The organism is Mycoplasmopsis columboralis (assembly GCF_900660675.1).
GTDB lineage: Bacteria > Bacillota_I > Bacilli_A > Mycoplasmatales > Metamycoplasmataceae > Mycoplasmopsis > Mycoplasmopsis columboralis.
The window spans coordinates 459379-485919 of the sequence record NZ_LR215039.1 but is presented as its reverse complement, the minus strand read 5'-3'; the positions used below and the strand labels follow the sequence as shown (position 1 = coordinate 485919).

The window sequence follows — 26541 nt, the reverse complement described above, 5'->3', positions numbered from 1 at the left end:
AATACATGACAGTCAATTTTTTCGAGAGTTTGATCCTGGCTCAGGATGAACGCTGGCTGTGTGCCTAATACATGCATGTCGAGCGGAGTTCTTTTAGAACTTAGCGGCGAATGGGTGAGTAACACGTACTTAACGTGCCCTCTAGATTGGAATAACGCTGAGAAATTAGCGCTAATGCCGGATACTTATTATTAACACATGTTGATAATATAAAAGGAGCGTTTGCTTCACTAGAGGATCGGGGTGCGGAACATTAGCTAGTTGGTAGGGTAATGGCCTACCAAGGCGATGATGTTTAGCGGGGTTGAGAGACTGAACCGCCACACTGGGACTGAGATACGGCCCAGACTCCTACGGGAGGCAGCAGTAGGGAATTTTCCACAATGAGCGAAAGCTTGATGGAGCGACACAGCGTGCAGGATGACGGCCTTCGGGTTGTAAACTGCTGTTATAAGGGAAGAAAAAGCAGTAGAGGAAATGCTATTGCCTTGACGGTACCTTGTCAGAAAGCAACGGCTAACTATGTGCCAGCAGCCGCGGTAATACATAGGTTGCAAGCGTTATCCGGAATTATTGGGCGTAAAGCGTCTGTAGGTTGTTTGTTAAGTCTGGCGTCAAAACTTGGGGCTCAACCCCAAATCGCGTTGGATACTGGCAAACTAGAGTTATTTAGAGGTTAATGGAATTCCTTGTGAAGCGGTGGAATGCGTAGATATAAGGAAGAACACCAACATGGCGAAGGCAATTAACTGGGAATACACTGACACTGAGAGACGAAAGCGTGGGGAGCAAACAGGATTAGATACCCTGGTAGTCCACGCCGTAAACGATGATGATTAGCTGATGGACACCATCGGCGCAGCTAACGCATTAAATCATCCGCCTGAGTAGTATGCTCGCAAGAGTGAAACTTAAAGGAATTGACGGGGATCCGCACAAGCGGTGGAGCATGTGGTTTAATTTGAAGATACGCGTAGAACCTTACCCACTCTTGACATCTTCCGCAAAGCTATAGAGATATAGTGGAGGTTAACGGAATGACAGATGGTGCATGGTTGTCGTCAGCTCGTGTCGTGAGATGTTCGGTTAAGTCCTGCAACGAGCGCAACCCTTGTCCTTAGTTAGATGATCTAAGGAGACTGCCCAGGTAACTGGGAGGAAGGTGGGGATGACGTCAAATCATCATGCCTCTTACGAGTGGGGCAACACACGTGCTACAATGGACGGTACAAAGAGAAGCAATACGGCGACGTGGAGCAAATCTCAAAAAACCGTTCTCAGTTCGGATTGAAGTCTGCAACTCGACTTCATGAAGTCGGAATCGCTAGTAATCGTAGATCAGCTACGCTACGGTGAATACGTTCTCGGGTCTTGTACACACCGCCCGTCAAACCACGGGAGCTGGTAATGCCCGAAGTCGGTTTTGTTAACTACGGAAACAACCGCCTAAGGCAGGACTGGTGACTGGGGTTAAGTCGTAACAAGGTATCCCTACGAGAACGTGGGGATGGATCACCTCCTTTCTACGGAGTACAATTATTAGTTAATTAATTAACTAACTTTACCTTAAGACTATTATTAACATTTGGTCATGTACATTGAAGTAGTCCAATGATATATCTAGTTTTGAGAGAACTTTCTCTCATTATGTTCTTTGAAAACTGAATAGTAAAGATAAATTAATATAACAACGACATCAAAAAAACAATTAGTCAATTTGTTTTGTGATACCGAGTTGATAATTATTAGCAATAATAATTTATTAAAATGTCTTTGAATACATCAACAATAGGAAAATACATAACTTTTAAATAAGTAAGAGTTTGTGGTGGATGCCTTGGGTCTGGAAGTCGATGAAGGACGTGATTACCTGCGATAAGCCTCGTGGAGCTGGATATACGCTACGATACGGGGATTTCCGAATGGGGAAACCTAGTTAGGGGAAAGCCTAACTGCTCAGCGATGAATATATAGTCGCTGCAGACGAGACACGTTGTGAACTGAAACATCTTAGTAGCAACAGGAAGAGAAAATAAATAATGATTCCATCAGTAGCGGCGAGCGAACGTGGAAGAGCCCAAACCAACATATGTTGGGGTTGTAGGACTATCTACATGAAGTTACAAAATTTTGTTATAGCAGAATTAGTTGGGAAACTAAAGCACAGAGGGTGAGACTCCCGTATGCGAAATGGCAAAATCTTCTGATAGTATCCTGAGTAGGGCGGGGCACGTGAAACCCTGTCTGAATCTGCCGGGACCATCCGGTAAGGCTAAATACTAACCAGACACCGATAGTGAACTAGTACCGTGAGGGAAAGGTGAAAAGAACCCCGGGAGGGGAGTGAAATAGATTCTGAAACCACTTACTTACAATTAGTCAGAGCCCGTTAATGGGTGATGGCGTACATCTTGCAGTATGGACCGGCGAGTTATGTTATCATGCGAGGTTAAGTGGAGAAAAGCGGAGCCGTAGAGAAATCGAGTCTGAATAGGGCGTTTAGTATGATGACATATACCCGAAACCATGTGATCTATTCATGAGCAGGCTGAAGCTTGGTTAATCCCAAGTGGAGGGCCGAACCGTAGTACGCTGAAAAGTGCCCGGATGACTTGTGAATAGCGGAGAAATTCCAATCGAACTTGGAGATAGCTGGTTCTCCTCGAAATAGCTTTAGGGCTAGCGTGTGATGTTAAACTTTGGTGGTAGAGCACTGAATATGGAATGGCCGCGCCTAGCGGTACTGACTATAATCAAACTCCGAATACCATTGTGTATTGTCATGCAGTCGGAACCGGGGTGCTAACGTCCCGGCTCGCGAGGGCAACAACCCAGATCGTCGGCTAAGGTCCCAAAATTGTGTTAAGTCAGAAAGGTTGTGGGGTTTCATAAACAACTAGGAGGTTGGCTTAGAAGCAGCCATCCTTTAAAGAGTGCGTAATAGCTCACTAGTCAAGAGACCCTGCGCCAATAATGTAACGGGAGTAAACACAATACCGAAGCCACGGGTACGAAAGTACGTTAGAGGAGCGTTCTAATTGCGGCGAAGTCAGACCGTGAGGACTGGTGGAGCGATTAGAAGTGAGAATGCCGGTATGAGTAACGATTCGTAGTGAGAATCTACGACGCCTATTGGGGAAGGTTTCCTGGGCAAGGTTCGTCCACCCAGGGTTAGTCAGGACCTAAGGAGAGGCTGAAAAGCGTATCCGATGGACAACAGGTTAATATTCCTGTACTATCTATAACCAGTGATGGAGTGACGGAGAAGGATAGCACTACCCATTAACGGATTTGGGGGTAAGCTTTTACTGGTGAACATAGTTAAATGCGTGTTCTATAACCGGGAGAAGTGATGCATAGGCTTATGCCAAATTGTGTGATTTCATGCTTCCTAGAAAAGCTTCTAAGCGTTAAAGTTATAGGTACCTGTACCGAGAACGGACACACGTCCCCAAGATGAGTATTCTAAGGCGAGCGAGAAAACTAGTGTTAAGGAACTCTGCAAAATGACCCCGTAAGTTCGCGAGAAGGGGTGCCTAGTTTACTAGGCCACAGTAAATTGTGAGGGGCAACTGTTTATCAAAAACACAGCTCTCTGCTAAACCGCAAGGTGAAGTATAGGGGGTGAAGCCTGCCCAGTGCCCGAAGGTTAAGCGGATGCGTTAGCTTTTAGCGAAGCGTTGAAGTGAAGCCCGGGTGAACGGCGGCCGTAACTATAACGGTCCTAAGGTAGCGAAATTCCTTGTCGGCTAAATACTGACCTGCACGAAAGGCGCAATGATCTCTCAACTGTCTCAACACTAGACTCGGTGAAATTATGGTCCCAGTGAAAACGCTGGGTACCCGCATCAAGACGAAAAGACCCCATGGAGCTTTACTACAACTTCGTATTGGAACTTGGCCTAACATGTGTAGGATAGGTGGGAGACTTTGAAGTCAAGGTGCTAGCCTTGATGGAGTCGTCCTTGAAATACCACCCTTGGTATGTTGAGTTTCTAACCTGCTACCCTGAATCGGGTAGGGGGACAGTGCGTGGTGGGTAGTTTGACTGGGGCGGTCGCCTCCTAAAAGGTAACGGAGGCGTTCAAAGGTACACTCAATATGGTCAGAAACCATATGTAGAGCGCAAAGGTAGAAGTGTGCTTGACTGCGAGACCTACAAGTCGAGCAGGTGCGAAAGCAGGACTTAGTGATCCGGCTGTACGTCATGGAACGGCAGTCGCTCAACGAATAAAAGTTACCCTGGGGATAACAGGCTTATCTTGCCCAAGAGATCACATCGACGGCAAGGTTTGGCACCTCGATGTCGGCTCATCGCATCCTGGAGCTGGAGTCGGTTCCAAGGGTTTGGCTGTTCGCCAATTAAAGCGGTACGCGAGCTGGGTTCAGAACGTCGTGAGACAGTTCGGTCCCTATCTGATGTGGGCGTTGGAATATTGATGAGAGCTGCTCTTAGTACGAGAGGACCGGAGTGGACGTACCGCTGGTGTTCCAGTTGTTCCGCCAGGAGCATAGCTGGGTAGCTAAGTACGGAAAGGATAACCGCTGAAAGCATCTAAGTGGGAAGCCTCCTCAGAGATAAGTATTCCCTTGAAATTCCTTGTAGACTACGAGGTTGATAGGATGGAAGTGTAAGTGTAGTAATACATTCAGCTGACCATTACTAATAAATTGATAGGTTTAAAAGTTAAGATGTACTTCAAAACATTTTAATAAATTATTATTTTACTATTCAGTTTTCAAAGCGCATAAGTGCCAGATGGGCACATTTTTTTATGCTTTGAAAGACATCTAAAATACACAAATAACGCAATTAAAAAAATATTTATTTAGTATAATTAGAAAGTATTTTTAGAAAGGTCAGAATTTTACATGAGAAATTTAACTTTCACCTTTTCTAGATTGCTCTATAAAGCAAGAAACAACTGAAAAGAATTTTGAAGTTCCAAAGAAATAATAAGAAAGGTTATTTATACTTTCTTACTTTTAGCTGTATTTGTTATTGGAACAACAATTACTGTGCCATTTGTTAAATTAGCTAATAATTCATCACTTGGGAATTCAAGTAACTCATTTGTGGATACTTTAAACTTAGTTGGTGGAGGAGGTCTCAGGCAATTTTCGCTTTTTGCCTTAGGAATTAGTCCCTTCATTAACGCTTCCCTTATCATGATGATTTTGCAAACTCCAATTTTTCCTCCGATTTATAAACTTTCACAATCGGGTCCTCATGGACGGAAAAAAATCAATATCATCACTCGTATTATTACATTAGTAATCGCTTATCCTCAAGCTGTGTTTTTAATGAAATCACTTGCTGCTGGACAAAATCCTTTTATAGAAATTGTTAATACTAATGCATTTAGTTCAGTGGCTTTAGAATACTTCATTGTTCCAATGATTCTTACAGCAGCTTCATTATTTGCTTTATTTATTTCAGAGCAAATAACCAATAAAGGAATTGGTAATGGAACTAGTTTAATTATTTTTACTGGTATTGCTATTCGTTTACCATATCAATTCCAATCTGCTTTTAAGTACTTCATTGGTGACATTAGCAATTCTAATGGAACATTAGTTGGAATTATTAGTTTCTTAACTTATGTGTTAATTTACTTTATTTTTATCGTAATTTTAGCAATTGTCTACAATGCTGAGCGTTTAGTACCAATTCAACAAATTGGAGCCGGTAGAAGTAAATCGCTTAAAGAAATGGGTAAATTACCAATAAAACTTAATCCTGGTGGAATTATGCCGATTATTTTTGCTATGATGGTGCTTTCATTCCCATCAATGATTGCCAACTTATTGCCAAATACAAGTGCATCAAAGCAATTTATCAACACGGAATTGCAATTTACTAGACCAATAGGATTATCATTGCTAGTGGGAATTACCTTTGTGTTTTCAATTATTTTAGGACTTCAACAATCACGTGCTGATAAAATTGCTGAAGACTTTGCAAAAAATTCAACCTTTATTCCAGGGGTTAGACCCGGAGAGGAAACACAAGATTACTTAATTGCAATTGTGTTTAGACTTAGCTTATTTTCTGCTTTCTACTTAGTAATTTTAGCTTCAATGCAATTTATACAAATCTTGTTAGGTCTTCCTGCAGCTATTTCTTTTGGAGGAACTTCGCTAATGATTTTAGTTTCAGTAGCCTTAGAGACAGTGGCTCAATTAACTGCAAGATTAAAATCTTCAAGATTAGCTAAAGCCAAAAGACAATCAAGACAATACTTAATTGATAGAGAAAAATACGATATTGATAATAGAGGATTATTATGATAAAACAAAATTTAATTTTTATGGGACAACCTGGTGTTGGAAAAGGAACTGTAGCTAATATTCTAACTAAAATCAGTCCTTTAAAACATGTTTCTACAGGAAACATTTTTAGAGAAGAAATTGCCAATAAAACAGAACTTGGCTTGCAAGTGGAACAAATTGTAACAACTGGTGGTTACGTGCCTGATTCAATTACTAATTCCATCGTTTTGAATGCTATTAACAAGTTGCAACAAAACAATGACAAATTCATTTTAGATGGATATCCTAGAACCATTGAACAAGCTAATTTCTTAGCTTCACTTAAAGATTTGGAATTTGTTGCCATTGAACTTGTAGCACCAGAAAATGTGATTTTAGAGCGTCTTAGCGGACGTAGAAGTTGCCCTAAATGTAAAAGCGGTTATCATGTAAAATTCCAACCTCCTAAAGTAGCTGAAACTTGTGATTTGGATGGAGAAACTTTAATTACTCGTAAAGATGATCAACCTGAAGCTATTAAATTAAGATTGGATATTTACAACAAACAAACTAGTCCTTTAATTGAATATTATCAACAAAAAGGAATGCTAATTCGTATTGAAGCAGTAGAAACTCCTGAAGTTATCGCTAAAAAAGTCCTTGAAAAAATCAAATAAAATGATAAAATGAATATACTTTAAAAAAGTATATTTTTTATTATGAAAAAAAGTTTAATTAAAACGCCACAAGAAATAGCAAAAATTACCAAAAGCTGTCAAATCTTGGCAGAAGTCAAAGCAATTATTTATGACTTTGTAAGACCAGGGGTTTCATTAAAAGAAATTGATCAATTAGCTTTTAATGAAATAAAAAAACGCAAAGCCGAACCTGCCTTTCTCGGATTATACGGTTTTCCTGCGACAGCTTGCATATCTGTAAATGATGAATTGATCCATGGTATCCCAAGTGATTACATCCTACGAGAAGGGGATCTGCTTAGTGTTGATCTTGGATGTAAATGAGAAGGATACAATTCTGATAGTGCTTTTACAATGGGTGTTGGAAAAATTTCTGAAGCTGATCAAAAATTAATTGATGTAGCCAAAGGAGCTTTTGATGCTGGAATAAAAGCAATCAAAAAAGGAGCAAGAATTGGTGATATTTCGTATGCGATTGGTTCGTATATTAAAGCCGCTGGTTATTACACTCCTGATGAATTTTGTGGACACGGGATTGGTTTAAACCTCCATGAAGATCCAAACGTTCCTAATGATGGTAAAAAAGGAACTGGAATGCTTTTAAAAGATGGAATGGTTATATGCATTGAACCAATGATTACCCAAAGTCCAAGAATTAAAACGTTAAGTGATGGTTGAACAATTGCTTCACATGATAAAAGCAAAACATCACACTATGAGCATACTGTGTTAATTAAAAACGGTAAAGCAGTAGTATTAACGAAAGGAATTTAATTTGGCAAAAGATGCTATCAAATTTAAAGCCGTAGTCAAGGAAGCCTATTCAGCTGATTTATATTCAGTAGAACTTGAAAACGGTGTAGTAATTAAAGCTCACATTTCAGGAAAGATGCGGGTAAATCATATTCGTATTTTACCTGGAGATACAGTTGATGTGGAAGTGAGTCCTTATGATTTAACTCAAGGACGTATCACTTACCGTCACAAATAAAGGAGAATTAAATGAAAGTTAGAGCAAGTGTTAAAACAATGTGTAAAGATTGCAAAATTATCAAACGTAAAGGAATTATTCGTGTTATTTGTTCAAACCCTAAACACAAACAAAGACAAGGATAATCAGAAAGGATAAATTAAATGGCTAGAATTTTAAACGTTGAGATTCCTAATGACAAGCGTGTTGTAATTTCTCTTACATACATTTACGGAATCGGAAGAACAATCGCTAAAGAAATTTGTGCAAAAGCTCAAATTAGTGAAGACGCTCGTGTAAAAAGTCTTTCTGAAGAAGAACTTTCACGTATTAGAGAAGCAGCTAAAGACTACATGACTGAAGGGGACTTAAGAAGAGAAGTTAACCTTAACATTAAACGTTTAATGGAAATTAAATGTTACCGTGGAATTAGACACAGAAAAGGACTTCCAGTACGTGGACAATCAACTCAAAAGAATGCTCGTACACGTAAAGGTCCTAGAAAAACTGTTGCTGGAAAGAAAGGTAAATAGATAATGGCTCGTAAAACTAAGAAAAAAAATATAACAACAGCTGTTGCTCACATTCACTCAACAAACAACAACACCATTATTACTTTTGCTGATGAACAAGGTAATGTAATTGCTTGAAGCTCAGCTGGAGCAATCGGTTACAAAGGAACCAAGAAAAAAACTCCTTATGCAGCAGGTCTTGCTGCAGCAGCAGCTTCTGAAGCAGCTAAAGAACACGGTGTTAAATCTGTTAAAGTAGAATTAAAAGGACTTGGAGCAGGTAAAGATGCTGCAAGAAAACAAATCGAAGTTTCAGGAATTACTGTTACTGAAATTAAAGATGTAACTCCTACACCTCACAACGGTACAAGACCACCAAAACGTGTACTTAAACGTGAACGTGCTAAAAAATAGTTTGAAAAAGAGGTTAATATGGAAAAAATGACAAAACTAGATTACCTACAAAAAACAACATCTGCAAACAATGATAGTGATTTTAACTTAACAGTTCAACTTAAACCACTTGAAAGAGGGTTTGGTAATACCTTAGGAGTGGCTTTAAGAAGAGTTCTTTTATCAAACATTACATCTCTTGCACCTTTTGCGGTTAAAATCGAAGGTGTAGAACACGAATTCCAAACCATCAAAGATGTGGTGGAAGACGTGCCAAGTCTTTTAATGAATTTAAGAAAAGTTCGTTTTAGCTACAATCCAGAACTTTTAGCAATGGATGAAATCGTTAAAGCTGAACTTGTTATTGAAACAACTGGTAAAATCAAAGCTCGTGCATTAGAAATTACTTCACACCCAAAAATTGAAGTAGTTGATCAAACAGTGGACATTGCTACTGTACAATCAAAAAGTGCACTAAAACTTGAAATGTTCCTTCGCCAAGGTAGAGGATTTACTTCTTTTGAAGAAAACAAACTTTTAATTGCTAAACTTGAAGACAAACTTCAATCAAGCATCAGAAAAGGAAAATTAATTGCTGTGGACTCAAACTTTTCACCAATTGAAAATGTAAATTACACAGTTAAAGAACTTAACTCAGCATCACCACAAATTGAGGAAGAACTTGAATTAAACCTTAGAACTGATGGAACTATTCGTCCTAAAGAAGCTCTTAAACAAGCTGCAGAAATCTTAATTGGACACTTTGCAGTTATTGGAGACGTGGATGCAATGAAAGTGGATATTTTCAAAGAAGAAGAAGTTCTTGAAGAAGGAAACGAATCACCAGAAATTGATATTAATCAAATTAACTTATCAGTTCGTTCATTAAACGCACTTAGAAGAATTAAAAAGACTAAACTTAGCGATATTGCTAAAATGACATATGAAGAACTTGAACAAACCAAAAACTTGGGTTCAAAATCATTAAACGAAATCATTGAAAAATTGCATGAATACGGATTCAAACTAAAAGAGGGGGATGAGTAATATGGCAAATCCAACACAAATTTATTCACGTGACACAAAATGAAGAAATGGTGTAATGCGTTCACTTGTTAGTGAACTTGTTGTAAACGGGAGAATCACAACTACTTTAACTAGAGCAAAAGAACTTAGAAGACACACAGAAAGAATGATCACAAAAGCTAAAAACCCAACTTTAGCTAACAGAAGAGCTGTTGCAGCTTATGTTCGTGACATTAAAAACAAAGACGGTCTTAGCGCAATCAAAGTTTTATTTGAAGTTGTAGCACCTAAATACGCTGAACGTAATGGTGGATACACAAGAATTATCAAACTTCCTAAACGTCTTGGTGATGCTACAAGAATGGCAATCATTGAACTTGTTTAATTGCAATTTAATTTAATCTTTAATTACACATAAATAATTTAATTCACACTCTTTACTGGAGTGTGTTTTTTAATTTAGTCTAAATAAGCATTTAAATTTAATAAAAGAGTATAATTTAAAGTGGAATTACTTCCAATAATACTTATTAAGGACTAATATGAAAAAAATCTTATTTAAAATCGGAGAACCTGTTGCTAATGTTTCTAATTTAACATCAGTTATTGCAACAAACGCTACTCCAAATAATTTGCAAGCGCAAGATAACACTACCAAAAAGCCAGAAATAGATATTATGAAAGTGGCTGAAGGTATTGCACAAGCTAATCCAAATTTATTAAATGATATAGATTCTAAAATCATTGATAAAAAAATGAGTTCTACAAAACTTGTTAACTCTTTAACTGATTCAAATCTTTCTGAATTAAAAAACAGTGTTCTAAATCATTTAGAAAAAACTGGGGTAATCACAGAGAATCAGAAAAATATTGCTTTAAATTCAGATAAAACAATTGTAGATTCAAAATTGAAACAAGGTTTGAAAAAAGAATTTATAAAAATTAAAAAAGAATTCAAAAAAAATGATGCTTTGACTAAAGAGTTTAATAAAAAATTAAGCGTTAAATACACAGATGTTAAAAACGGATACAAGGTCAATATAATAGAAGGAGAAGTTAATTCAAAAACCATCTATTTTAAAATTGCTGAACTAGAAGAAAAAATGAAAAAGTTCGCAGAATTTAAGAAAAACGTAGATGAAGTATTACTTAAACAAGAGGAATTGCTAAAAAACTTAAGAATCGCCCTTATTGCGGCTGCGGCTACTGTAGTTACATTATCTGTCATGTCTTTTTTACCTTTTGTTAACGTTTTCGCTATATCCGCATTACCTTGAGCAAGTGCTGTCTCTACTGCACTTTCCATAGCTGTAAATAGTCAATCATTCAATGTTGATCGTATTAGAAAAGTATCATTTAGTTCTAAAAGACTATTAGAAATATATGGAAATGAAAACAAAGTGATAACAGCTGCAGGAATAGCTTCTCTTGGGTTTTCTGTGTCTAATGCTTTCGGTACACTCGGAAAATTATCGTCTCTAAGTATCGAAGGATTGATGATGGCTAGAACACTAAAGGACTCGGTTAAATTTATTCAAACATTTGCAGGTAAAATTACTGTTGTTGGAGGAACTTTAGATGTTTTTACACTAATTACCACATCTTTTGATTTGGCCGAACAAAATAAAAGAATTGACAAAATAAAAAATGTATCATCGGATATAGGTGACGAAATAATTCGATTAGGTCAACTTATTAATAATTATAAGAAAGTAGAATGAGTTGTTATTGACGAAACACCTCAAACAGATTACTATAATAACGGAGGACATGGAGGAAGAAACTTAGTTTTTAAAAATTTAGAAACCAATGAAATCAAAACATTAGGTCAAATGCTTAATGAACCAGAATGAAAATTAAAATTGTGAAGACTTGCAAAAGTTTACAACTCTAAATTGGGAATTTGATATATTAAAAAATTACCAAATTCTATAAAAGAAGATAATTTAGGTTAATTCAATGCTCTTAATATTTGCTCATGTTCTTTGAGGTATTTGTTCGTTTATAGGGTTTATTTTAATAATTAATTTAGAATCTAGCCATTACACCCCAACTTTTATAGCATTAATGGCTAAGGAAAAAATTAAAAAATCTTTAAAAGATAGGGAAACCCTAAACGGAGACTTTAAAAATGCTCTGTTGATAATTTATTTTAAAATCAAAAAGTTTTCTTTATCTTACATTAGCATAATAATAATTTATTTTAGTTGAACTTCACTTTATTTATATTGGGTTATACCCAACATGAAAGAACTATTTATTTATTTCGTATTAGATTTAGTAATAACTGGTGTTTATGGGATATTTTTAATTAGAACTTTCTTTATAACTTCTACATTTGTAAGATTTTTAAGAACTTTTAAAAAAGCCATGAATAAAAATGAGATTGGTAAAGAAAATATCATTCATTTCCAAAAAGAAATTAACGACAATTTCGATGATTTAAAGGATGTTCAAATCTCATTTTTTGTAAAAAGATATGTATGAAAACACAAAACATTGTTTATGCTTAGTTTTGGTATGTTATACGATTATTATGGAACGGACTTTGTAATGATAATGCCAATTATCTTAAAAGATATTGACAATCCTCAATCTATTTATTTTTCTTTTTATCATCAGGAAGTAATAAATTTTTATAAGGAACTAAAAAACTAGTATGAATATTCTATTTTGAGTAGGATTAATTTCTATTTTAACAACAGTGGCATTTTTATTTTTTATGACATTCAGAGTAACAAATCTTTTTAAATGAAATTTTTTTAAACATTTATTTAAGCAAATTGTAAATAAACTTTATTTTTCTTTTGAAGAAAATTATCCAATTCCTGAAGATTTTTTGAAAGGTGCTAATTTAATAACTAAACGTATAAAATTTTACATTATAGCGAATAGCATTTTTATTTTGTTTTTTATCATAGTGTTGTCAGTATACTTTTTTGTTTTCAAAAACTATTTTGAAAACACTGATAAATTCAGTTCTTTAGAAACTTTGATTGTTTTTGATTTTATTTTCTGTTTTATACATCTAGCATTTATGTTTGCTTTAATATATTTTACTTTCAAAGACATTTTTAACACAATTCTTGTAAATAGAATGCTAGAGAAGGTAAAAATTAATTCAAAGATGTTTGATAATATTTTGGAAGAAAATATAGATAAAAAGTGATCGATTTTATCTATAAAGAGAAAATTTTGGATTAACCCAAACAACAATGCTTTTGATATGAGCCATCTCGCAATTTATTATTTTATTACAACTAGTGAAGAAGGGAAATGAATAACTGAAACAAACTTAGATGTGTTAAAAATGATTTTTAAAAATTTTCACAAAATCAGATGTGTTTATGCGGTTTTGATTACGTTTATAAATGATTCTAATTCTCCTTTTTATGAAGAGAATTGAAAATACTATTTTAATGCTTATTTACATTTAAAAGAACTATCAATGCTTGAATAAATGTTAACGAGTTTATCTTGATTGCCTTAAGAGAGTATAATTTTATTAACTCACTTTGAGCATTTTGTAAATATCATTTATTTTTGCATATCGTTTAATTAATAAAAAAATTCAACCAAAGGAACATATGTTTTTAACTATTTTTTACCCATTTTTAGGTCTGTATCTATTTCTTATTTTAATTACACTCGCATTTAGCGAAGATAAAAATAGACTGCTGACTTTAATTATTATTAAAACAAACGAAATATTAAGTGGCAATACCAACTCAAAATCTCTGCTTAAAAGAAATCTCTATAAAACAGTTTTGCAAAATTATTTGAGATTAAAACAATGAGCTCTAAAATATCTAATTGTTGCACTTATAGGTATAATACTTGCTGCGTTAAGTTTTATTTTTACAAGTATATTTGCAAGTGATAAATATAATGAAGAATTATTTTATGGTCTTTCAGGAGGTTTTAGCGGAATTCTTTTGATTTTTGTATATAGAAGTATCATTGTATTCTTATTATTTATTAAGAGCAAGAAAATAATTTACAAACATATGCAACCTTTTAATTTAAAAGAAATTAAAAATGAATTATCTTCTTCAAAGAAAAGCACAAGCTTATCTATGATAGCTAATAAACAAATACCTATGTTTTTACAATCATATTTAAGCAGAAAAGTCGATCTTTTTTATTTAGAATCTTCTTATTTTGTTAAATGTTTTGGAAGTGAGTATTTAAAAAACATTGAAATTGCTCTTTTAGATAATAACAACATTAATTCTGATCACTTTTCATATTACTTTAAGGACATAAACGAATGAAAAAGCGAGGTATCAAACAATGGATAATTTTCTTTTTATCGGGTCAATTTGTGCATTTGTTTTTGTGCCTTTTGCAATAGCATATTTTCTATATACTAAATCTTTCCAAATGTCTAAAAAAATTGCTTACTCACTATTTTTTGATACTTACGCAAAAATAAGTTTTATGAGAGATAAAAACATATCTATGGATAAGACATTCCAAAGAGGTGTTAAAGCAATTAAAATCCTTTATATTAAATGAATTAAGATAAATTTCATTGTCCTTTCAGTGTTTTTACCGTTTTTTATATTTTCGGTTGTTCTATTTGCAATAGGAAACTATTCTATTATTTTGGATAGCACAATACTTGTTTTTGTGGTAATTGATTTTACTGTGCTTTTGCATATCACTGCTATGATAGTGGCTGAATTGTTTATTCAAATCTTTCGTTTGTCAAAATTTAACAAACTTTTCAACTTAAGTAAGAAAAATTTAGCTGAAGAAAGCTTAAATTTGAATGAGTATTTTGACAAAGAATGAAAATTAACTTATACTAAAATTCCTATCATACAATATAGCGCTTATAATAATGGTAGAGAAAGATTGCAACCTTTTACTCTAACTTACGGTCCAGCTAAATATTTTAATTTAGGCGCTGATGAAAAACGAAAAATTCTTACCAATTTAGATGTTCTAAAAACACTTTTTAAAAAACACGAGCATGTAAAAGATGTGTATTACGTGTTTGTAAGCTTAACTGACGATAAGAAATCACCTTTTTATCTAGAAGAATACAAATATCATGCTAATGTGTATTTACATTTAAAAAATCTTTAATTTTTACAAGATATTTCTGCTCGGAATGTCTTGTTTTATTTTAGAAATTAATGCTTTAATATATAATTTTTTCATGATTGAAACTGTAAAAAATACTCAACATAAAATCCTTAATTTTATAGGACAAATAGTTTGAATAAATGCCAAAATAACAACCGAAAACAAAAGAAACTTGAAAAAATTCAAAACATTTAAATTGGGATATGCTTTTTTAATTATTTTTGCTTGTTTAATCTCATTTGCCAACTTATTTGTACCTGCTGGAGAAAATTCATCTACAGCGGCCAAAGTGGTTATTTCAAGTGCTCAAATTCCGGTCTTTTTCATTTTTGTAGGAGATTATGTTTTGCACTTAATGACTTACCATTTGCATTACAAAAAGAAAAATGCGTTTCATACTTATTTAAAATTCTTTATTTCTTATTATTCAATTGTTGCTTTTTTATGTATCTTAGCTTCAATAAACTTAATCAGCTTATTTGCCAATATTAATGATATTGACAAAAAAGTATTAGATTTTTTTAACGCCTTAGGAATGGTGAGAATTTTAAGACTCTTGATTGTATTACAAATTTTTGCTCCATTTGCCATTATCTTTAGAGTTTTTAAAGATCAATCTAAAGTTTTAATTAATGTTTTTGTGTTAGTTATTGTGCTAATTGTTTTATTTGCTTTAGTAATTTGAAACGCTGAAGTGAGTCATTACAACGAACAAGTGAATGAATTTGTCAATGCGAATTTAAATGGAATGAGTTTTGAAGAAGCTAAGGTAGCTTTACAAAATCATCCTGATTATCCACAATTTCCAAGCAACTCAGTTTCTAATTTTGGAAATTCACTCTACTTTACCACCATTACTTTAACTACAATTGGATATGGAGATTTCTCTCCTCAATCACCTACAGCTAAAATTATTGTAATTGTCATTTCAATAGTTGGTATTGCATTAATAGCGATTCCTTCCGGGGTTATTGCTGGTAGCTTCTTACAACAAATGCAAAACAAAATCACTCAAAAACAAGGAGAAAAACACAATGATTAAACTTGGTTCACATGTTTCGTTTAAAAAACCTAATTATTTAGTTGATGCTGCTGCAGATTCTTTTTCAAATGGTGCCAACACTATGATGATTTATCTTGGAGCACCTCAAACAACTTTAAGAACAGCAGTAGAAAATTATCAGCTTGAAAAATATGAGCAAGTGTTTGAAAATGTCATTGCCAAAGAAGATATCATTGTGCATGCTCCTTATATAGTTAATCCAGCTAATCCAGAAAAAGCTGAGTTCTCAGTTGATTTTTTAGTTAAAGAAATTCAAAGAATGAATTATATTGGTGCCAAATATTTAGTGCTACACCCAGGGGCATACACTAAATTTTCTCCTCAAGAAGCATTAGATACTCTGGTAGATAGTTTAAAAGAGATTTTAAACCAAACTAAAGATGTTATTATTTGTATTGAAACCATGAGCGGAAAAGGAAGTGAAATTGGAATTAATTTTGAACAAATTCGCTACATTTTAGATTGAGTAAATTCTGAACGTGTTGCTGTTTGTTTGGATACTTGTCACTTATGAGATGCTGGATATAACTTAAAAGAATATCAATCTTTTAAAGACGAGCTCAACAAATGAAATCTACTTGAAAAAGTTAAAGTCATTCATTTAAATGATTCTAAAAACGATCTTTCTTCACATAAAGATCGTCATGAAAACATCGGAAGAGGATTTATTGGATATGAAACCTTAAAACAAGTAGTTCATGATCCTGATTTTGATAATATTCCAATTATTTTAGAAACTCCTTGAACTGAACAAGGACCAATTTACAAAGAAGAAATTGCGTGATTGCTAGATAAAAAATAATTATTACCCTTAAGGGTAATTTTTTAATATTTAGCAATTTAGATACTTAAGTGCTAAATTATGATACAATAAAATCATGAGTAGAATCAACCATAAACTTGAACAAATTTTAAGTGCCACTATTGAGTTATACACTCAAATTAAGCAACCAATTAGTAGTGCTCATTTAATTGAAGAAAAAAACATTAAGTCTTCTAGCGCAAAAGTAAGGTATTTAATGAAAGAACTTGAAGATATGGAGATGTTAAAAAAATCCCATTCCTCTAGCGGAAGAATTCCAACTCCAAAAGGTTTAAGTTACTATGCAAAATATATTGCTCAAGCTAATGAAAAATTACTTGAAAAAAAACTCAAAAAATCTTTTGAAGACAAAAAAGAATCAGCTGATTTTACCATTTCGCAAGCAGCAGAAACAATCGCTGATGTAACTGGTCTTACTTTAATAACTACTAAATTTGATAAATCTTTAACTTTAAGAAGTATTGATTTGGTACCTATTAGTGATTTTATGGCAACTGCAGTTATGGTAGTATCTAATGGTGAAGTGCATTCTAAAATCATTTCACTAGACGATAATAAAGTTAATATTAAAGAACTACAAATTGCAGTACGGGTATTTAAAGAGAACTTAATTGGAGTAGCCATTGAAGATTTAGTAGAAAGAACTTATGCTTTAAAAGAAGTGCTTAAACAAGAAGTTTCTAACTATTTAGAAATTATTGAAAAATTTGTAGGGAATATCTTTAACATTAAAACCAAAAATAATGTTTATGGTCGTAAAGAATTGATTTTAAGTCAGAAATTAACTCGAGAACAAGTAAATCAAATTATTAACTTAGTGGAAAATTATTCAATTTGAGAAAAAATTGAAGATAAACTGGATGAACAAGAAAACTTGAAAATATCAGTTAATGAAGTGAGCGCTTTTTTAACCAAAAGAGTATCCACTCCATTAGGAACCACTGAAATTTCAATTGTTGGACCACAAGATAGCGATTTTAATGAAATGAAAACTGCACTTAGTGTGTTTGAAAAATTATTACTAAAAGGGGATAAAAATGAAAAAGATTAAAAAAGGAGATGTTTTAAACGGAACATTTAAAGCAGTAATAAATGATCAGGAAATTAAAGAATTGAGTGGATTTAAATCAATTGTAGTAGGAGAGAATGATTTAAAGAGTAATTTAGATGATTTTTTAATTGATAAAAAATATAAAAGACATTACGCTTTTGAAGTCACATTAAATGAAGATTATCCAAATAAAGATTTACAAAATCAAGTTGTGTCTTTAGAAATTAGTGATGTAAATATCACTACAAGTGGTGCTCCTTCTGAGAAAGATAAACTCAAAGAAGAAGTTGAAAATCTTAAAAAAGAAAACGAAGAATTAAAATTACAAGTTGCTACTTTAAACAATACTTTAAGAACTAGTGAATACTTATTTAAAGAAAAAATGCTTCAAGCGTCTGATAAAGCCCAAAAAACAATTGAAGAAAAAACCTTAGAGATTGCAAATAAGTATGCTAAAGATAAAGAAGAAGTTAAAAAATTCGCTCTTCAAAAACTAGCTTCAGAATTAGCAGTTCCATATAATAATTTATTAATGGCAACTAAAGCTGGAGAAAATTCAGACAACGCACAAGTTAAAAATTATTGTTATGGTTTTTCTTTAGTTATTAAACAGTTACAAAATGCTTTAAATGAAAGCGGTATTGAATTAATAGAACCTAATGTGGGTGAAATCTTTAACGCTCATGAGCAAGAAGCTATAGATGTTGTTAGTGATTCTTCAATGCAACACGAACAAATTGTGGCGGTAATAAGAGTTGGATTTAAACTTCAAGATCGTACTATTGTACCAGCGCAAGTAAAAATAAACAAAAATTTATAAAATTTAGCAATTAAATGCTTAGACTGCTAAATTTTATGTTATAATTAGATCAAATAAAAGTGAATATTGGAGGAAATTATGGCCAAAGAAATAGTATTAGGAATTGACCTTGGAACAACTAACTCAGTTGTTTCAGTTATTGAAAACAAACAACCAGTTGTATTGGAAAACCCTAACGGGAAAAGAACTACTCCATCAGTAGTTGCATTCAAAAACGGAGAGATTATTGTAGGGGATGCAGCTAAAAGACAAGTAGAAACCAACCCAAACACCGTTGTATCTATTAAAAGATTAATGGGAACAGCTAAAACTGTACATGCTAACAACAAAGATTACAAACCAGAAGAAATTTCTGCAATGATTCTTTCTTACATGAAAGACTACGCTGAAAGCAAATTAGGACAAAAAGTTTCAAAAGCAGTTATTACAGTACCAGCTTACTTTGATAACGCTCAACGTGAAGCAACTAAAATTGCAGGTAAAATTGCCGGACTTGATGTTTTAAGAATTATTAACGAACCAACTGCAGCTGCTCTTGCTTTTGGTTTAGAAAAAACTGACAAATCAATGAAAGTTCTTGTTTATGACCTTGGAGGAGGAACCTTTGACGTTTCAGTGTTAGAACTTGAAGGAGGAACCTTTGAAGTTCTTTCAACTAGTGGAGACAACCACCTTGGGGGAGATGATTGAGATCACGCTATTGTTGATTGAATGATTAAAGAAATTAAAACTAAATATGACTTTGATGCAAAATCAGACAAAATGGCAATGGCTAGATTAAAAGAAACTGCTGAAAAAGCTAAAATTGATCTTTCTGCTCAATCAGTAGCAGCAATTAGCTTACCATTCCTTGCAGTAACTGCAAATGGTCCAGTTAACGTAGAACTTGAGCTTAAACGTAGTGAATTTGAATCAATGACAGCTCACTTACTTGATAGAACTAGAAAACCTATTGAAGACGCTTTAAAACAAGCAAAAATTACAGCCGCAGATTTACATGAAGTTCTTCTTGTTGGAGGAAGCACTCGTATGCCAGCCGTACAAGAACTTGTAAAAAGAACTTTAGGAAAAGAACCTAACCGTTCAATTAACCCTGATGAAGTTGTTTCAATTGGAGCAGCAATTCAAGGGGGAGTGCTTGCTGGAGACATTGACGACTTGCTTTTACTTGATGTTACACCTTTAACACTTGGAATTGAAACAATGGGTGGAATTTCAACACCTTTAATTGCAAGAAACACACGTATTCCTGCGACAAAATCACAAGTGTTTTCAACTGCAACAGATAACCAAAGTGAAGTTACAATTAGAGTTGTACAAGGTGAAAGAGAAATGGCAAACGACAATAAATTGCTTGGTCAATTCAACTTAGGAGGAATTGAACCAGCTCCTAGAGGAGTTCCTCAAATTGAAGTTACTTTTGCCATTGATGTTAACGGAATTACCACAGTAACAGCTAAAGATCTTAAAACTAACAAAGCTAACACAATTACCATTGAAAACTCATCAAAATTAAGTGATGATGAAATTCAAAGAATGATTCGTGAAGCTGAAGAAAACAAAGAAGCTGATGCTAAGAGAAAAGAAGAAGCTGAAACTATTGTTAGAGCAGAAAGTTTAATCGCTCAAATTGAGAGAGCAACTAAAGAACAAGGTGATAAACTTGATGCAAAAGCAAAAGAAGAATCAGATAAACTAGTAAGCGAATTAAAAGAACTAATGGATAAAAAAGACATTCCTGCTTTAAAAACAAAACTTGACGAAGTTGAAAATGTTATGAAAAACTTTGCTAACTACGCAGCTCAACAACAAGCAACACAAGAAAATAACTCTTCTAATTCAGAAGATGAAGCAACAATTGTGGAATAATAAAATAACCTCTTAATTGAGGTTTTTTCTTTGCATATTTTTCATAAATAAAAGAACTTTTTCTAAAAAGCACCTAGCAATTGATTATATTTAAATATAATTAATTAAATGGAAGGGGTGAGCGTGAGTTACAAAGCTTTGTATAGAAAATATCGTCCTAGTTCTTTTGAAGAAGTGGTAGGTCAAGAACATATTATTAATACTTTAAAAAATATTATTCTTACACGAAAAATAGGACATGCATATTTATTTAGTGGTCCTAAAGGGTCAGGAAAAACTTCGCTTGCAAATATCTTTGCAAATGTTTTAAATTGTATGCATACTGAAAACTTAACTCAAGCATGTAATGTGTGCAAAAGTAAAATTGGTAAATCTTTAGATATCATTGAAATGGACGCAGCTTCTAATAATGGTGTAGATGAAATCAGAGATCTAAAAGAAAAAATTGAACAATCTCCAATTAATTCTCGTTTTAAAATTTACATCATTGATGAGGTTCATATGTTAACTAAAAGTGCTTTTAATGCACTGCTTAAAACTTTAGAAGAACCACCTGCGCATGCTATTTTTATTTTCGCAACTACTGATCACCAAAAAATCCCTTTGACAATTTTATCTAGAGTTCAAAGATTTAATTTTTCAAAACTAACTATTAAACAAATTTATGATCATTTAACAAAAGTTTTAAACAAAGAAGGAATAAAATACACCCCTGAAGCGCTTAAAATGATTGCTCGACTATCAGGCGGTGCTATGAGAGATGCTTTATCAATTGCTGATCAAAGTGCTTCATTTGGTGCTGGAGAAATTACTTTAAAAAACCTAAGTTTAAACTTTGGAATTACTTCAAATGACTTAGTTATTCAATTAATTAACTTAGTTTATATCAAAGAAACTAAGCAAGCTCTCAAATTGTTTTATTTTTTAAAAAAATCAGGAGCTGATGCCAATCAACTGGTTGTTAGTTTGATTAACTTGCTTAAAGAATGAAGCATTTACAGTTTTACTGCTTCAGAGGAATTTTTAGAATGATTAACTCAAGAAGAATTACAATCATTAAAGATTTCTTATGACTTTGCTTTGGAATTTCTTGAAAAACTCAATGATTTACTTGTTAAAATATCTCGTGCTGAACAACCTTTTGAATTGTTAGAGATTTTAATTTTAAAAATGGTTGCTTTTGAAAATACTCAATCATTTTTAGTAGAAGCTTCAAATAGAGCACATTATTCTGTTGCTGAATCTTTAGAAAATAAAATAGAACCTAAAAATATAATTGAAAACAAACAACAAGTTAATTTGTTTACAAAAGTAGAATTACCTGATCAAGAACATAATTGAGGTTTGATAAAAGAACAACCAACCCAATTAGTCCAACCACAGCCACACCTTCAAAATCAAACACAACAACCTGATTTTTTTCAAGCAAATGAAATGGAGCTAGCTTCTAATTTTGTTGTTCAACAAAGTACTTTTACAACTCAAGCGGTACAAATTGAAAGGAAAATTTCTCAAGAAATTAATTTACTTGAAAACGCCATTAACAAAACCAACGAATTTATGATCATGGATAACGAAGAAGAAGCTAATTCAGAAGATTTAGATGCTGAAGTTAACAGTTTTAATGAAAATACAATTGAAACAAATCTTTACCACACTCAAGAAATTGATCTTAGTGAGGATCAAAGTGCCACTAAGTATTATGATTTATCTGAAAATTCTACCCAAAACATCGCTCCTTTAGATAAATATACTGATAAGTGAAATGATCAAGAAATTGCTAACTTATTGCATATTATTCAACAAAATATCCAAGTTAATACTAAAGACAATTTCAGTACTATTAAAAATTTATCAGAAAACACAATTTCAGCCAGAGAAACAGAAAAATACAAAAAAATGAAATTGTTAGAACCCACTAAGATTTTAGCTTCTAGTGATACCTTTATTTTGCTTACTTCAGATGATGAAAGCATTTTAAATCAAATTTATCAAGTGCGTAATACTGAAGATTTTCAAAAGTATATTAACTCAATTTTTAACGGTTATAAGCACATTTATCTAACTTCCCCAGAGCAAAGAAAAAGAGCGTATAATTTATTTAAAAATCAATTAAATGCTCAAATTATTCCAAATGACTTAGAAAAAATTTCTCCACTTGTAAAGTTGGAAAATCGTTTCAAAGATAAAAGTATCGAAAGCAAAGCTAAAATGATTTTTGGAAATGCAATTAAATTAATGAAAAGAGGTAACAATGAATAACGAAATGTTAAAACAACTAAAAAAAATGCAAAGTGAATTAGAAAAAAAACAAAAAGATTTGGATGAAAAAATCTTTAGTGTTGAAAAACAAGGTATTGTAATCAAAATGAAAGGAAACTTCACTTTGGTTTCTTTAAGTGTAGATGAAATGCTTGTTGATCCTGAAGATAAAGATATTTTAGAAGACTTAATTGTTGTAGCAATGAATGAATTAATTGACTTAATTAAAGAAGAAAACGAAAAAATTGCTCCTCAAATGCCAGGTGGAATGCCATTTTAATGTTTGATTCAGATTCAATTCAAAAATTTATTGAAGAAATTAGAAAACTTCCAAATATTTCAAAAAAACAGGCAGAAAAAATTGTCTTGTGAGTCTTAAATAATGATGAACAAACAGTTGGAATCTTAGCTAATTCCTTTAAACGCTTAAAAGAGAGAATTCGTTTTTGCAATTTATGTCAATCACCTAGTGAAATTGATTATTGTAAGTACTGTGACAATTCTAATCGTGAGAATCAACTGTTAATAGTTGAAAATTTTGCTATCATTGATAAAATAGAACAAGCAGGTTTTTACAAAGGAAAATATTATACTTTTAAAAATCTATTAAAAAATGAAAGCAATGTTGATGCTACTTTATTTGAAATTAATAATTTAAAAGAGTACGCAAAAACATTCGATGAAATAATATTAGGTATTTCACCAACATTAACTGGTGAAATGACTAATGTATTAATTAAAAAAGAATTAACCAAATTAGGACTAAATGTATCTCAACTAGCTATTGGAGTGCCAGTAGGAGCTTCGATGGATTATATTGATGAACTTACATTAAAGTTCTCTTTGATGCACCGACAAAAATAAGGAGGAGTTATGTTCATCACTTTTGAAGGACTAGATGGTAGCGGTAAAACAACCGTTATTAACAAACTAATGCATTATTTGCAAACTAAATTCAATTTATCAAATATTGTATTAACTAGAGAACCTGGAGGACAAGGTCTTCGGGAAGCAGAAAAAATAAGGGAAATTATTTTAGATTCTTCTTCGGATTTATCTGCAGTAGCTGAAGCCATGTTATATTCAACAAGTAGAAGAATTCACCTTGAAAGAGTGATTTGACCGGCGCTCAAAAGTGGTAAATTAGTTTTATGTGATCGTTATATTGATAGCTTTTATGCTTATCAAGGTTTTGCCCGTAATTTAGGATACCAATATGTGAAAACCTTGACTGAATTAGTCATTGATAATGCCATTCCTAATATCACTATTTTCTTTAACTTAACTCCTGAACAAGCAAAAATTCGTCGCAATAGCACTAGACTTGTAGAAGACCGTATGGAAAAAGAAAAAGAGTCTTTCCATGAGAGTGTTTACAATGGATATTGAACATTAATTAAGGAAGATCCCCAAAGATTTATTATTATTGATGCTTCTAAAAGTGAAGAAGAAGTTTTCGAGCAAGTAGTTAAAAAATTGCTTGAACATAAACAATTTAGAGTTTTTTTAGGATTACATTAAGATGATAACTGTTGAACAAAAAGAATTTTTTCGCACAATTGTTGCTAAAGAAGAACTTTCGCATTTGTATTTAATTTCGGCGAAAAACACCAAAACAATTGACAAAGATCTTAAAGAAATTTTTAAGATCTTTAATTGTATTTACGAAGAAGATTTTCAGAAATTTGAAGATTATTCAAATGTTTTGTATTTAGATCTTCAAAACGAAAAAATTAAAAAAGAACAGCTTGAAGATATTTTTACTAAAGCTCAACTTTATAATCTTCAAGAGAACAATCGACTTTTTGTAATCATAAAAAATATTGAAAATGCCACCATTCAAGGATTAAATTCAATTTTAAAGTCAATTGAGGAACCTAATAGCAACATCACCATAATACTGACAACCACTAAAATTCATGCAATTTTAGATACTATTAAATCACGATGCTCAATTATCACTTTAAAAGAAACTTCACAAGAAGATTTAATTTCGCTGCTAAAAACAGAAAAAATGTGAAACGCCAACTCAGAAGTGTTAGTGAATTTGTTTGATGATCTTGAAGACATTAAAGAGTATTTGACTGAAACTAAATTCAAGAGAATTCTTAACTTAATTGGAGCTTTCAAAGATTCATTACATAACAAAGATGTTGTATATGCTTTTTTTAGCAAATTTATAGTCAAAGAAGAATTATTTGAAACCAAAATGTTACTTAAGCTATTTACTTTCTGCATTCATGCTAGTTTCAAAGATTTCGATTTTGAATTTGATTTAGGTCAAGAAATTTGTAAAAATTCACAAAAAGCACTAAGGCAGCATCCTAACATAATTCGAGCAATTGATTTAATTGAAGTTTTTTTAAATAATCTTTCTACTGAAAAAAACTTCGCTTTATCTAAAGAAGTATTTTTAATAAATTTAATGAGGTTATATGAGTAAATTGTATATTGTTGGGACTCCGATTGGTAATTTAGACGATATTACTTTAAGAGCAATCAAAACACTTGAACAAGTAGACATTATCGCTTGTGAGGACACTAGAGTAACTGCTAAATTACTTAAACACTACAATATCGAAAACAAAAAGCTGTTAACTTACAATAATTTCACCGAAAAAAATAGTGCTAAAGGTTTAATTGATTTACTTAAACAAAATAACAAAATTGCTCTAGTTAGTGATGCAGGAATGCCTGTAGTTTCTGATCCGGGTTTTGAAATCATTAAATTATGCAGACAAGAAAATATTGATTTTGAAATAATTCCTGGAGTCAATGCTGCTATTACAGCTTTTGTTGGATCGAATTTTAATAGTACATTTTCATTTTTAGGTTTTTTAAAAGATAAAAGCTCACAAAGAATTATTCAATTACATTCTTTAGGAGAAGGTACTTATGTTTTTTATGTTTCTCCACATAAATTAGAAAGTTCCTTACAAGATATTGCTGAAGTTTTTCAAGGAAAAGAAGAAATTTGTCTAGTAAAGGAACTAACTAAAATACATGAAAAATGACTTTTTGGAACTGCGCTAGAAGTTCTTGAAATTCTTAATAGTCAAAATCTTATTAAAGGTGAATTCACTTTAGTGTTAAACTTACCCAAAATTAAAAAACAAAAAGTTAATAAATATGCACATTTAAAAAAATAGTGAGCCATTTGCAGACTCACTTTTATTTATAAATTGCTTAAAAATGTTTTTAATGATTCAAAATCAACTTGTTCATGCACATTTTCGTTTACTTGTTTGTATACTAATTTGTAATTTTGATCTAACACAAGCATTGCTCTTGCTGATAAAAACATTTTATCAATTAAAAGACCTAATTTAGTACTAATTTCTCTGTGTTTATAATCGCTAAACATTTTAATATGTTCAATTTTATGTTGGTCTTGATATGAAGCAAGTGCAGTAGGTAAATCTACAGACACAGAAACAAAATTTACATTTGGATATTCTTTAGCAAGCGCTTCACTTGCAACTACTTGCATATCGCATACTCTTGTATCGATTGATGGAAATACTACAACAACTGTATGTTTTTGGTTATTTTCATATGCTACATCTTCAAAACTTCCGGCTGGTGTTGCGACAATTTCAACTGTCTCTCCTAGCTGAACATTTTTACCTAAAAGAGCGAATTCTTTACCTAAAAAATTAACTTTTTCCATTGTTATTCTCCTGTTTATTATATTTTTAAAATATGTTA

General features: G+C 32.5%; 26 protein-coding genes and 2 rRNA genes. 27 read left to right on the top strand and 1 reads right to left on the bottom strand.

Annotation, left to right across the window (positions count from 1 at the left end):
• Window positions 1-17 precede the first annotated feature (17 nt).
• The 27 genes from EXC45_RS01895 (at window position 18) to rsmI (ending at window position 25982) form a co-directional block, all read left to right on the top strand.
• Window positions 18-1523: ribosomal RNA gene (locus EXC45_RS01895) — 16S ribosomal RNA — on the top strand.
• Window positions 1524-1805: 282 nt separating this feature from the next.
• A 23S ribosomal RNA gene (locus EXC45_RS01890) occupies window positions 1806-4688 on the top strand.
• Together the 16S and 23S rRNA genes form the textbook arrangement of a ribosomal RNA operon.
• Before the next feature lie 184 nt (window positions 4689-4872).
• Window positions 4873-6294 carry a preprotein translocase subunit SecY gene (gene secY / locus EXC45_RS01885; protein ID WP_036433742.1) on the top strand — a complete coding sequence of 474 codons (1422 nt, stop codon included), beginning with the start codon at window positions 4873-4875 and terminating at the stop codon, window positions 6292-6294.
• Window positions 6288-6929 carry an adenylate kinase family protein gene (locus EXC45_RS01880; protein ID WP_036433744.1) on the top strand — a complete coding sequence of 214 codons (642 nt, stop codon included), beginning with the start codon at window positions 6288-6290 and terminating at the stop codon, window positions 6927-6929. The genes secY and EXC45_RS01880 overlap by 7 nt, the downstream gene beginning before the upstream one ends.
• 42 nt (window positions 6930-6971) lie before the next feature.
• Window positions 6972-7724, top strand: coding sequence for a type I methionyl aminopeptidase (gene map, locus EXC45_RS01875; protein ID WP_036433745.1), 753 nt, complete (start codon window positions 6972-6974; stop codon window positions 7722-7724).
• 1 nt (window position 7725) lies between these two features.
• Entirely contained in the window at window positions 7726-7941 is a 216-nt protein-coding gene (infA, locus tag EXC45_RS01870; protein WP_036433747.1) for a translation initiation factor IF-1, read from the top strand.
• 11 nt (window positions 7942-7952) lie between these two features.
• Window positions 7953-8066 carry a 50S ribosomal protein L36 gene (gene rpmJ, locus EXC45_RS01865; RefSeq protein WP_036433749.1) on the top strand — a complete coding sequence of 38 codons (114 nt, stop codon included), beginning with the start codon at window positions 7953-7955 and terminating at the stop codon, window positions 8064-8066.
• A gap of 18 nt (window positions 8067-8084) precedes the next feature.
• Complete coding sequence (gene rpsM, locus EXC45_RS01860; RefSeq protein ID WP_036433752.1) at window positions 8085-8453, top strand: 30S ribosomal protein S13; 369 nt, start codon at window positions 8085-8087, stop codon at window positions 8451-8453.
• A 3-nt stretch (window positions 8454-8456) separates the two neighbouring features.
• Entirely contained in the window at window positions 8457-8846 is a 390-nt protein-coding gene (rpsK, locus tag EXC45_RS01855) for a 30S ribosomal protein S11 (RefSeq protein WP_036433754.1), read from the top strand.
• A gap of 18 nt (window positions 8847-8864) precedes the next feature.
• Complete coding sequence (locus EXC45_RS01850; protein WP_036433756.1) at window positions 8865-9872, top strand: DNA-directed RNA polymerase subunit alpha; 1008 nt, start codon at window positions 8865-8867, stop codon at window positions 9870-9872.
• A 1-nt stretch (window position 9873) separates the two neighbouring features.
• Entirely contained in the window at window positions 9874-10236 is a 363-nt protein-coding gene (rplQ, locus tag EXC45_RS01845) for a 50S ribosomal protein L17 (protein WP_036434009.1), read from the top strand.
• A 157-nt stretch (window positions 10237-10393) separates the two neighbouring features.
• Window positions 10394-11806 carry a hypothetical protein gene (locus tag EXC45_RS01840; protein ID WP_036433758.1) on the top strand — a complete coding sequence of 471 codons (1413 nt, stop codon included), beginning with the start codon at window positions 10394-10396 and terminating at the stop codon, window positions 11804-11806.
• 289 nt (window positions 11807-12095) lie between these two features.
• A complete protein-coding gene (locus EXC45_RS01835; protein ID WP_129693758.1) occupies window positions 12096-12509 on the top strand; it encodes a hypothetical protein in 414 nt (137 codons plus the stop codon).
• 1 nt (window position 12510) lies between these two features.
• Complete coding sequence (locus tag EXC45_RS01830; protein WP_036433761.1) at window positions 12511-13311, top strand: hypothetical protein; 801 nt, start codon at window positions 12511-12513, stop codon at window positions 13309-13311.
• A 127-nt stretch (window positions 13312-13438) separates the two neighbouring features.
• A complete protein-coding gene (locus EXC45_RS01825; RefSeq protein ID WP_036433764.1) occupies window positions 13439-14152 on the top strand; it encodes a hypothetical protein in 714 nt (237 codons plus the stop codon).
• An 82-nt stretch (window positions 14153-14234) separates the two neighbouring features.
• Window positions 14235-14945, top strand: a complete 711-nt coding sequence (locus tag EXC45_RS01820) for a hypothetical protein (RefSeq protein WP_129693757.1) — start codon at window positions 14235-14237, stop codon at window positions 14943-14945.
• Window positions 14946-15018: 73 nt separating this feature from the next.
• Complete coding sequence (locus EXC45_RS01815) at window positions 15019-15987, top strand: potassium channel family protein (RefSeq protein ID WP_165163203.1); 969 nt, start codon at window positions 15019-15021, stop codon at window positions 15985-15987.
• On the top strand, window positions 15980-16810 hold the full coding sequence (locus tag EXC45_RS01810) for a deoxyribonuclease IV (protein ID WP_036433767.1): 831 nt from the start codon (window positions 15980-15982) through the stop codon (window positions 16808-16810). Before EXC45_RS01815 ends, EXC45_RS01810 begins: the two co-directional genes overlap by 8 nt.
• A 76-nt stretch (window positions 16811-16886) precedes the next feature.
• Window positions 16887-17882 carry a hypothetical protein gene (locus EXC45_RS01805; protein ID WP_036433769.1) on the top strand — a complete coding sequence of 332 codons (996 nt, stop codon included), beginning with the start codon at window positions 16887-16889 and terminating at the stop codon, window positions 17880-17882.
• Complete coding sequence (grpE, locus tag EXC45_RS01800) at window positions 17869-18702, top strand: nucleotide exchange factor GrpE (protein WP_051616925.1); 834 nt, start codon at window positions 17869-17871, stop codon at window positions 18700-18702. Before EXC45_RS01805 ends, grpE begins: the two co-directional genes overlap by 14 nt.
• Window positions 18703-18780: 78 nt before the next feature.
• Window positions 18781-20571 carry a molecular chaperone DnaK gene (gene dnaK / locus EXC45_RS01795; protein ID WP_129693756.1) on the top strand — a complete coding sequence of 597 codons (1791 nt, stop codon included), beginning with the start codon at window positions 18781-18783 and terminating at the stop codon, window positions 20569-20571.
• 108 nt (window positions 20572-20679) lie between these two features.
• The gene (gene dnaX / locus EXC45_RS01790) at window positions 20680-22833 is read left to right on the top strand and encodes a DNA polymerase III subunit gamma/tau (RefSeq protein WP_084272185.1); all 2154 of its coding nucleotides are present in this window, start codon (window positions 20680-20682) and stop codon (window positions 22831-22833) included.
• Complete coding sequence (locus tag EXC45_RS01785; RefSeq protein WP_036433773.1) at window positions 22826-23113, top strand: YbaB/EbfC family nucleoid-associated protein; 288 nt, start codon at window positions 22826-22828, stop codon at window positions 23111-23113. Before dnaX ends, EXC45_RS01785 begins: the two co-directional genes overlap by 8 nt.
• Window positions 23113-23697 (top strand): toprim domain-containing protein, encoded by a 585-nt coding sequence (locus tag EXC45_RS01780; RefSeq protein WP_036433775.1) that lies wholly within the window; start codon window positions 23113-23115, stop codon window positions 23695-23697. The genes EXC45_RS01785 and EXC45_RS01780 overlap by 1 nt, the downstream gene beginning before the upstream one ends.
• A 9-nt stretch (window positions 23698-23706) precedes the next feature.
• Entirely contained in the window at window positions 23707-24354 is a 648-nt protein-coding gene (tmk, locus tag EXC45_RS01775; RefSeq protein WP_036433777.1) for a dTMP kinase, read from the top strand.
• A 1-nt stretch (window position 24355) separates the two neighbouring features.
• Window positions 24356-25276, top strand: coding sequence for a hypothetical protein (locus EXC45_RS01770; protein WP_036433779.1), 921 nt, complete (start codon window positions 24356-24358; stop codon window positions 25274-25276).
• Window positions 25269-25982 (top strand): 16S rRNA (cytidine(1402)-2'-O)-methyltransferase, encoded by a 714-nt coding sequence (gene rsmI / locus EXC45_RS01765; RefSeq protein WP_036433781.1) that lies wholly within the window; start codon window positions 25269-25271, stop codon window positions 25980-25982. Before EXC45_RS01770 ends, rsmI begins: the two co-directional genes overlap by 8 nt.
• Before the next feature lie 26 nt (window positions 25983-26008).
• Here rsmI and EXC45_RS01760 read toward each other — a convergent pair whose 3' ends face one another.
• Window positions 26009-26503 carry a redoxin domain-containing protein gene (locus EXC45_RS01760; protein ID WP_036433783.1) on the bottom strand — a complete coding sequence of 165 codons (495 nt, stop codon included), beginning with the start codon at window positions 26501-26503 and terminating at the stop codon, window positions 26009-26011.
• Between the last annotated feature and the right edge of the window lie 38 nt (window positions 26504-26541).